Annotated in this window: 7 protein-coding genes, 1 pseudogene and 1 CRISPR repeat array; of the genes and pseudogenes, 5 read left to right on the plus strand and 3 right to left on the minus strand. The window is 36.9% G+C overall.

From position 1 onward, the window contains the following. Window positions 1–1401, plus strand: a pseudogene (locus A9G35_RS13050) (hypothetical protein); the annotation flags it as partial. A gap of 304 nt (window positions 1402–1705) precedes the next feature. Beyond that, complete coding sequence (locus A9G35_RS01725; RefSeq protein ID WP_065635423.1) at window positions 1706–2902, plus strand: sugar efflux transporter; 1197 nt, start codon at window positions 1706–1708, stop codon at window positions 2900–2902. Between the two features lie 72 nt (window positions 2903–2974). Here the strand turns inward: A9G35_RS01725 and ypfJ are convergent, their stop codons facing one another. Continuing rightward, window positions 2975–3832, minus strand: a complete 858-nt coding sequence (ypfJ, locus tag A9G35_RS01730) for a KPN_02809 family neutral zinc metallopeptidase (RefSeq protein WP_065635424.1) — start codon at window positions 3830–3832, stop codon at window positions 2975–2977. 223 nt (window positions 3833–4055) lie between these two features. Between ypfJ and A9G35_RS01735 the strand changes: the two genes are divergently transcribed. Further along, window positions 4056–4958 carry a DMT family transporter gene (locus tag A9G35_RS01735; protein WP_065635425.1) on the plus strand — a complete coding sequence of 301 codons (903 nt, stop codon included), beginning with the start codon at window positions 4056–4058 and terminating at the stop codon, window positions 4956–4958. Between the two features lie 314 nt (window positions 4959–5272). Beyond that, on the plus strand, window positions 5273–6778 hold the full coding sequence (gene proP / locus A9G35_RS01740; protein WP_065635426.1) for a glycine betaine/L-proline transporter ProP: 1506 nt from the start codon (window positions 5273–5275) through the stop codon (window positions 6776–6778). Between the two features lie 257 nt (window positions 6779–7035). Then, window positions 7036–7723: a CRISPR direct-repeat array (repeat unit 28 nt; unit sequence GTTTACCGCCGCATAGGCGGTTTAGAAA). 59 nt (window positions 7724–7782) lie between these two features. Here the strand turns inward: proP and A9G35_RS01745 are convergent. Then, complete coding sequence (locus tag A9G35_RS01745) at window positions 7783–8058, minus strand: hypothetical protein (RefSeq protein ID WP_065635427.1); 276 nt, start codon at window positions 8056–8058, stop codon at window positions 7783–7785. A 109-nt stretch (window positions 8059–8167) separates the two neighbouring features. Here A9G35_RS01745 and A9G35_RS13340 point away from each other — a divergent pair, with 109 nt between their 5' ends. Next, a complete protein-coding gene (locus A9G35_RS13340; protein ID WP_176701367.1) occupies window positions 8168–8338 on the plus strand; it encodes a hypothetical protein in 171 nt (56 codons plus the stop codon). A 21-nt stretch (window positions 8339–8359) separates the two neighbouring features. Here A9G35_RS13340 and A9G35_RS01750 read toward each other — a convergent pair. Continuing rightward, window positions 8360–8889: integrase core domain-containing protein (locus tag A9G35_RS01750; protein WP_141673728.1), on the minus strand; the 530-nt coding region annotated here is incomplete at its 5' end.

Genomic DNA, 8889 nt, shown 5'->3' on the forward strand with positions numbered 1-8889 from the left:
CGAACACCGAACACCGAACACCGAACACCGAACACCGAACACCGAACACCGAACACCGAACACCGAACACCGAACACCGAACACCGACACTGGCAAACCTATGCCTTAAGCTTATCAAATAACGCCATTAGGCACGTTTTTACACTTTTCTTACTTATACCTTCGACATTTTGGTTTAAATCATCACTAAAATTATTGGCAAAAATTGTGTTACTGGCACTGCCGTTATTGTCATATTCGTGGCAATTGCAGGCAGCAAATGGGAGCAATAATCAAGTTAAGCGTAGTGATGCAATTATTTTTCTTTCAAAAAAAGCAACTATCACCTATGTTAGGCCAAATCTTGGTTATAATGGTTACGGCATGGGGTCGGGGAATAATGACATGGGTGGCATCGCTGGACCTATTAATATATGGGATTATGAAAAGGGCTTTTTAGTTCAATCAATAAATCCTGAATTATATGACCTTAACTTTCCAACCACAGGTATGGATGGCTTGTATTTTGATTTGCGAATAGAGGGCGTAGATGCTGATGAATTGACTTGGGAGCCAGTCACGCATGAGGGCATAACCGCCACAGTAACAAGAAAGGAGGCTAACGATTATTGGATACCTAAGGATAATCATCTTCCTCCTCCTAGTTTTTGGGGCCCTAATTATCCTGATGGTACAGAAGTTGTAACGCGCGTTACCCTAACTGGGCCACAAGCAAGATCTCAGTGGAATAATGACCATCCTGGTGGAATTCAAGTGCCCAAACTACCCCAAACATTTGAATTAGTGGGTAAAGATCGTGATGGCTATGAGGTGGTCAGATATGGTTTTGTGTTAAAGCAATGGTTTGTTATAAGAAACCCACCTGGAACTTCAAGAGGAGAAGAGATTAAGGAAAGTGAGGGAGATAAATCTCCATCTAGTAATGACACCGATTACAAAGAAAATCCAGAACGTTATACTTATTCTAATGCGAAAGCTTGGTGTGAGAGTTTAGGTTATCGCCTGCCACATATAAAAGATTTAACTAATGCAAAATGTAGTTATACTATAGATGGGCCTAGATTGTGTCGTGGTGCTGTTAGTGCCACACCAATATCAGACGATCAATTCCATTATCAACGTCGAATCGGGTCAGGCATGACAGGAGAGTGGGGAGAGCTTAGTCGTTACAGAATAAATCCATCAAATCTAGGGCGCTACAGGCTTTTATCTGCTTGGACGGGCGATAGTCGTCTTGATTATCCTAATGAACATCCGTTCGCTGTAGACCTTAATAACGGCATGATATCCCCTGATAGGACCAGTGAGGCTAATAAATGGTCGTCTTATTGTCATCGACTTAACAACGGCACGGAGGTGGATAGTTTTTGTCTTGGTCAAGCACTTTGCGTCACCCCTTAGTTTTTAATCTTTAAGTTATGATAGAATAGCCAAGCAATAAAAAACAGCAGCCCCACATCAAGTGGGGCTATTTATTAGTGCATTTTGAAGGTTATTTTGTAAAAAATATTCAGGAGTCTATACCGTTTGGGCATTTAAAAACCAAAAAGCGTGATAGGTACTTTAATTAAAATGGCGTGTAACATTAACGACAAGAAAATTTCGAGTTGTTTACATTTCATGATTTAGATTTAGCTTGAATTTTATTACTTTTATGCCGATTTTAAGTATATAATCGACACAAATTCCTCTACTATGTATTGTTATGACTAAGGTATCTTCGTTTCGTCAAAAACAGAGCGTTATTTTTATTGCTTTTTTAGCCACTACGTTTATTGTTGGTGTGGCAGGGGCGTTGCAATCGCCTACGTTAAGTCGTTTTTTATCGTTTGAAGTAAATGTTAATCCTCGTTTGGTTGGATTGTTTTTTTCGGTGAATGCGTTGGCAAGTATCATTGGTAGCTTTTTGTTAGCTAAATATTCAGACCAAAAAGGCGATAGGCGGCATATTGTTATATTTTGTTGCTTAATGGGCGTTGCTAATAGTGTAATATTTGCCTTTTCTCGGCACTATGTTGTTTTGATTACGTTGGGGGTTTTATTTGCTGCTTTATCATCGGCTGCGATGCCTCAAGTTTTTGCTCTTGCGCGTGAATATGCGGTAAAAACAGGGCGTAATGTGGTAGCGTTTAATTCGTTAATTCGTGCACAGCTTTCTTTGGCATGGGTGATTGGACCACCACTTTCATTTGGTTTAGCCGTTCATTATGGTTTTACTGCCATGTATTTAAGTGCTATGTCTATGTTTGTTGTGGCAATGTTATTTGTTGCGTTTTTTTTACCGTCGGTTGAAAAAAATCCAACCTCACAACTTGATAATTCGATTGATATAAAATCAGCCGAACAGCCGCTATTTAAAAATAGAAATGTGGTTTGTTTGTTGCTTTCTACTGTGTTTATGTGGACAGCCAATATGATGTATATCATCGATATGCCACTTTATGTGGATTCTGTATTGCATTTATCAAATTCATTACCTGGGCAATTAATGGGGTTAGCGGCAGGTATTGAAATTCCTGTTATGCTCATTGCAGGTTATTTAGTTCCAAAATTGGGCAAAAGAAATTTATTTTTTATCGCCATTGTTTGTGGTTTATTATTTTATATTGGTATGATTTTATTGACTAATAAATTTGCTTTGTTTGCTTTGCAGCTTTTTAATGCGCTTTTTATTGGTATTGTGGCAAACATTGGTATTATTTATTTTCAGGATTTGTTACCAACAAGAATGGGCGTTGCTTCAACCTTATTTAATAATGGCATTATTTGTAGTGTGATTTTGGCAGGTGTGATTCAAGGCTTTGTTTCTGAGTCTTATGGGCATCAGGTTATTTATTGGATTGCATTTGCCATGGTTGCCATTTCATTGCTGTTTTGTGCTTTGGTGAATGATAAAAGTTGATGAGGTTGTTGGTTAAATTGTCTTCCTAATTAGGGAAGACAATTGTTAACGTTTTTACTTTTTATTAGCAAATTATTCAGCAAAGGTATTGCACTGACTAAGTGAACCGTTATCAAATCCTTTTTTAAACCATGTATAACGTTGTTTTGATGAGCCATGGGTAAAGCTGTCAGGCATAACATAACCACCACTTTGTTGTTGTAATCGATCGTCGCCAATGGCTTGTGCCGTTTTTAGCGCTTGTTCTATATCGCCCACTTCAAGGATGTTTTGTTTTTGCATCGCATTGCCCCACATACCCGCATAACAATCTGCTTGTAATTCTAATTTTACCGATATTTGGTTTTTGGTGGTGTCTGATTGGCCTTGTGTTCGTTGTGCCACTTGGTTAAATGTTCCCAGTAAATTCTGTACATGGTGTCCTACTTCGTGGGCGATAACATAACCTTGCGCAAAATCACCTCCACCACCAAGGCGGTGTTTCATTTCTTGATAAAAGGAAAGGTCTAAATATACTGTTTTATCAATATTACAATAAAATGGCCCCATCATTGCTTGACCTGTACCACACGATGTTTGGGTTGCATGAGTATATAGCACCAATTTAGGTGGAACATAAGTTTTGCCTAGGCGTTGGAATTGTTCGCTCCAGTAATCTTCGGTACTGGCTAAAATAATTGAGGTGAATTTAGCCGCTTCGTTATCATCTGCGGTATATTCTGACGAGGTTTGTTGTGTGCTGTCTGGAGTTGTTAGGTCGGAACTAAGTAATCCCGTTAAATCAACACCATAATAACCCGCCACTAAAACCACAATAAATAAAGCAATTTTGCCTTTGCCTTTAATAGGAATTACAGTTCCCATTCCACTGCTTGATTGTGAGCGGCGATCTTCGATGTTGTCGCTCTCTCTTTGGTCTTTCCAACGCATAAAAAGTACCTTGTCAGTTTTGGTTTTGTTATTTTAATGGATAATGATTAAGGATACTAGATTAAGTCAATGCTATCGTTGTAATTCGGAAAAGTAATAATGAGTAAAATGAGAGCAGTAGGTAACAATGTAATTTAATAGGTTATTTTTTTGCGTTAATTTAGGTATATAATGTTGATCAATTCTATCATATTTTCTTTTCATTCTGATATCAGGGTATTATATGCCGTATCTATTGCTTACTTTAGCTGCTTGTTTTTGGGGCGGAAATTATGTTGTTGGGCGTGTTTTGGTAACGCAAGCCGATCCGATTGTTATATCTGAAGGGCGTTGGGTTATTACGGCTGTGTTGTTATTGGGATTGTATCATCATCAGGTGCGTAATGATCTTTCTAAAATTAAAAAATCGATTGGGCCAATTTGTTTACTGGCAATTTTTGGTCAAATTCTGTTCCCTTTAACGCTTTATATTGGATTGCAATATACCTCGTCACTTAATGCGTCAATTTACCTTTCAGCAACGCCCGGCATGGTTTTGGTAATGAATAAATTATTATTTAATGATTCAATTTCAAAAAATAATATTTTAGGTGTGCTGTTTAGTACAATTGGCGTGGTTTATTTGATTTTACAAGGCAATCTAACCAATTTAAATGCATTGAGTAATATCAATAAAGGCGATCTGTGGGCAATGGCATCGGCCATGAGTTGGGCATGTTATAGTACTTTTTTACGTTTAAAAGATAAATCAATTGCAGGCAATGCTTTTGTGACAGTCAGTGCCGTGTTAGGCTCTTTGATGTTACTACCTATTGCTTTGGTGTATTTCTATTTTTATCCCGTTGAAAATTTAGCGCATTATACTGATAGCAGCTTCTTGCTTGGTATATTGTATATCGCTATTTTTGCCTCTTGGTTATCTTACTTGTTTTGGAATAGGGGAATTGCTGAAATTGGCGCAAGCCGTGGACAGATTTATACTCATATTATTCCTTTATCTGGTGGTGTTTTTAGTATTCTATTTTTGCATACCGAAATTGCGAGTTTTCATATTATCAGTACGTTATTTATTGTTATTGGTATTTACCTTTGTTCGAAAAAAAACGATGGTCATAATTATATTTAACAAAAGCAAAATCAGGCTGTGTAGCGGTTGCATTTTACAAAATGGGATATTTTGTTATACTTGACGGACAATTTTCGTGAAAAGGAATTGTTTTTACCGTTATCAAGTCGCAATATAGCTAGTCGAAATTACTTACCCGTTTTTGCTTTTTATTGTCCTCTTTTTTGTTTTGTTGGATTTTGCATCAATCTTTATTAACTGTTTTAGCGTATTTTATGTAATACCGCTGATGTTCGTTTGGCATTACACAATGATATCAATGGTGTTACTTGATTATTCCTTTTCTGTGTCTAATTTTAAATAGGCGGTATGTTATGAAAAAAGCAGTAAGATTTAAAAGGAAACCATTAAATATTAATGATATTACTATTATTGATGATAACAAATTAAGAAAGGCAATTATTGCAGCAGCACTAGGCAATGCGATGGAGTGGTTTGATTTTGGGGTTTATGGGTTTTTGGCATATGTTTTAGGACAGGTGTTTTTTCCTGATGCGTCGCCAAGTATTCAAGTTGTGGCTGCTTTAGCAACTTTTTCGGTTCCTTTTTTAGTGCGCCCATTAGGTGGTTTAGTCTTTGGGGTGCTTGGTGATAAGTTGGGGCGCCAAAAAATTCTTTCTGTCACCATCATTATTATGTCTCTTAGTACATTTTGTATTGGGCTTATTCCTTCTTATGCCTCCATTGGTATTTTTGCACCACTTTTATTATTGCTGGCAAAATTAGCTCAAGGATTTTCGATCGGTGGTGAATATTCAGGTGCAGCCATTTTTGTCGCTGAATACTCGCCAGATCGTAAGCGTGGCTTTATGGGGAGCTGGTTAGATTTTGGTTCAATTGCAGGTTTTTTAGTTGGTGCAGGTTTGGTCGTACTTTTATCAAGCATTCTTGGCGAGGCGAAATTTCAAGATTGGGGCTGGCGAATTCCATTTTTGTTTGCTTTGCCATTGGGATTAATTGGTCTTTATTTACGTCATGCATTAGAAGAAACCCCCGCATTTCAGCAACATACCGATGAAATGGAAAACAATGAAAATACAAATACCGAAAATCCTCCTCAAATGACATTTAAAGCGATCTTTACTCAATATTGGAAGAGTTTATTAGTTTGTGTTGGATTGGTGATTATTACCAATGTGACTTATTATATGTTGCTTACTTACATGCCAAGTTATTTATCGCATAACTTACATTATCGTGCTGATCATGGGGTGTTGATTATTATTGCTATTATGATCGGAATGTTATTTGTACAGCCTATGATTGGCTTTATTAGTGATAAAATTGGACGCAGGCCTTTTATAGTGGGAGGGAGTTTAGGATTACTGATTCTTGCTTATCCTGCATTTATGATGATTAACAGTGATATTATTGGGCTTATCTTTATTGGTTTATTAATTTTAGCTGTGTTACTTAACTGTTTTACGGGAGTAATGGCTTCTATTTTACCTGCTATTTTCCCGACAAGTATTCGTTACAGTGCTTTAGCTATTGCATTTAATATTTCGGTACTTATTGCAGGGGCAACACCAACTGTTGCCGCTTGGTTGGTTGAAGCGAGTGGTGATTTATATATGCCTGCTTATTATTTAATGGTGGTTGCATTAGTTGGATTAGTGACAGGCATAAAAATGAAAGAAACCGCCAATAAACCGCTTCGAGGCGCAACACCTGCCGCATCGGATCGCTCAGAAGCCAAAGAGATTTTATCGGATCACTTCGATTCAATAGAGCAAAAAGTGGAAGATATCCAACAACAGATCGATACCTTACAAAAACAGCGTCAAGATTTAGTGGATCAACATCCTAAATTAGATTGATCTTTTATTTTTTGGTTTTGTATGTTTTAAAACATACAAAACTAAAGTTTAATAAAATCAATACGCTACCTGAGTGTTTTTTAACGGTAAAATTAGCACATCATAAAAATAACCAAAACGCTGCCAACCCTTTTTTTTATTGATAAATAAAAATAAATAAAAACAAAGCATTATAGAATAGCTACAAAAAAGGGTTTTTGAAAACAGAAATCCTATTTGCCTTTTGCTAAACAAGGTTTATAGTATATCGGTTTCTAGTTTACCGCCGCATAGGCGGTTTAGAAATTTTTTACCATCAACAAAATTATCAGACTGAAGTTTACCGCCGCATAGGCGGTTTAGAAACACATGACTTAGTTGCTGAACAAGCTGTGCTTGTTTACCGCCGCATAGGCGGTTTAGAAAAGCAATTGCGATATACAACCCAGTAACGATAGGTTTACCGCCGCATAGGCGGTTTAGAAAGCCTGTTATTTTCACAACAACATGATTAGAATGTTTACCGCCGCATAGGCGGTTTAGAAAAAATAGACCACATCCGCCAATTTTCTTCTTGGGTTTACCGCCGCATAGGCGGTTTAGAAATAGTACTATCAGCATAGCCAGTATCGTTAAACGTTTACCGCCGCATAGGCGGTTTAGAAAAGTTCGATCAAAATCTCATGAAGAAGAATTTTGTTTACCGCCGCATAGGCGGTTTAGAAATTGATGCCCATTTCCATTCTTTACTAATCATTGTTTACCGCCGCATAGGCGGTTTAGAAAAAGGTCGTATAGCTTACCCCATACTTTTTCATGTTTACCGCCGCATAGGCGGTTTAGAAATGATAGCCAATTTAAACGCTATGGCGATGTATGTTTACCGCCGCATAGGCGGTTTAGAAAAGACGTTTTTGTAATATTTTTAACACTTGTAAGTTTACCGCCGCATAAGCGGTTTAGAAACATTGGTTATGCTTATATTATCCAGTGATTATTTCGCCAGATAGGTTTTGTTATAGTGTTTAGTTAGCTTGTTGTCTTAATTTATCTTCAATGGAATTTTTAACTTTAGCCAGATGTTTAATTCCATAACCAATGCTTTTATAACGTTTACCTTTACAGATTAGAGGCGCAAACAGATTCAATCGGACTTTCTTTAGCACGCTATAAATGGTCGTCAAACGACTGGTCATAAAACGTTTAGCCAATTCAGTGACAGTTATTTTTTCTTTATGATATAGGTGACATATCTCTTGTCTGTGATAAGGCGTTAGTTTTGTTTTTTTATGTATATTCATTACAGTAGTTTTTCAAATTACTGTAAACAACTAAGCGAATAAACTGGCTGATGAATTAGCAGATCGTTCCTAAGCTGGTGGCGATAAGAAAGAATCTAAATCTAAAGTAATGAGAAAAATTTCGTTTGAAATTGATGAAGTTCAGTATGAAGAATTAGAAGATATTGCAATAAAAAATAAACGGACAAAGTTGCCTTTAAAGACAATATCTGATTTACTTAGGCTGGCTGTAAATGATTTCTTAATAAAACACAATAAAACACAAATTGTAGTAGCTTAAACTTAAGCTGACAGACACGTATTACTCATCGGCTTTCATTTTAACAAAATGCGTGTCCGATGAGCAAAATAAATTCTCCAATTGCTTTTCCTTAACCAACCCTTTTGCATCATTCCATGTTTTCCATGGTGTCTTCCCATAACAATATTTTCCTGAATGCGCTCTTTCTCGATTGTAAAATTCAAGCCATTGCTCAATATCGTTTTGTATTTCACTCAATTGCGTGTAAATCTTACGTCGAAATAAAATATCATAACATTCTGTTTTCATCGTCTTATGGAATCGCTCACAAATACCGTTTGTTTGTGGGCTGTAGGCTTTGGTCTTGGTGTGTTCAATATCTTCTAGATTAAGATAAAGCTCATAAGCATGGCTCTCCTTATGGCCATTATATTCCGTACCTCGGTCTGTAAGAATGCGTAACAGCGGCACTTGTTCGCTGTCAAAGAAAGGAAGCACTTTATCATTGAGCATATCGGCAGCAATCAGACTGTTTTTCTCGGTATAGACTTTAGCAAAAGCGAGTCTGGAATAGGTATCAATAAATGTTT

The sequence above is a fragment of the Gilliamella sp. Choc5-1 genome (genome assembly GCF_001690595.1).
GTDB classification, from domain to species: domain Bacteria; phylum Pseudomonadota; class Gammaproteobacteria; order Enterobacterales; family Orbaceae; genus Gilliamella; species Gilliamella apicola_M.

Bases quoted from the DNA above. Each gene is read 5' to 3' on its own strand.
- A9G35_RS01725 (WP_065635423.1), top strand. From the start codon at position 1,706: ATGACTAAGGTATCTTCGTTTCGTCAAAAACAGAGCGTTATTTTTATT.
- ypfJ (WP_065635424.1), bottom strand. From the start codon at position 3,832: ATGCGTTGGAAAGACCAAAGAGAGAGCGACAACATCGAAGATCGCCGC.
- A9G35_RS01735 (WP_065635425.1), top strand. From the start codon at position 4,056: ATGCCGTATCTATTGCTTACTTTAGCTGCTTGTTTTTGGGGCGGAAAT.
- proP (WP_065635426.1), top strand. From the start codon at position 5,273: ATGAAAAAAGCAGTAAGATTTAAAAGGAAACCATTAAATATTAATGAT.
- A9G35_RS13340 (WP_176701367.1), top strand. From the start codon at position 8,168: ATGAGAAAAATTTCGTTTGAAATTGATGAAGTTCAGTATGAAGAATTA.
- A9G35_RS01745 (WP_065635427.1), bottom strand. From the start codon at position 8,058: ATGAATATACATAAAAAAACAAAACTAACGCCTTATCACAGACAAGAG.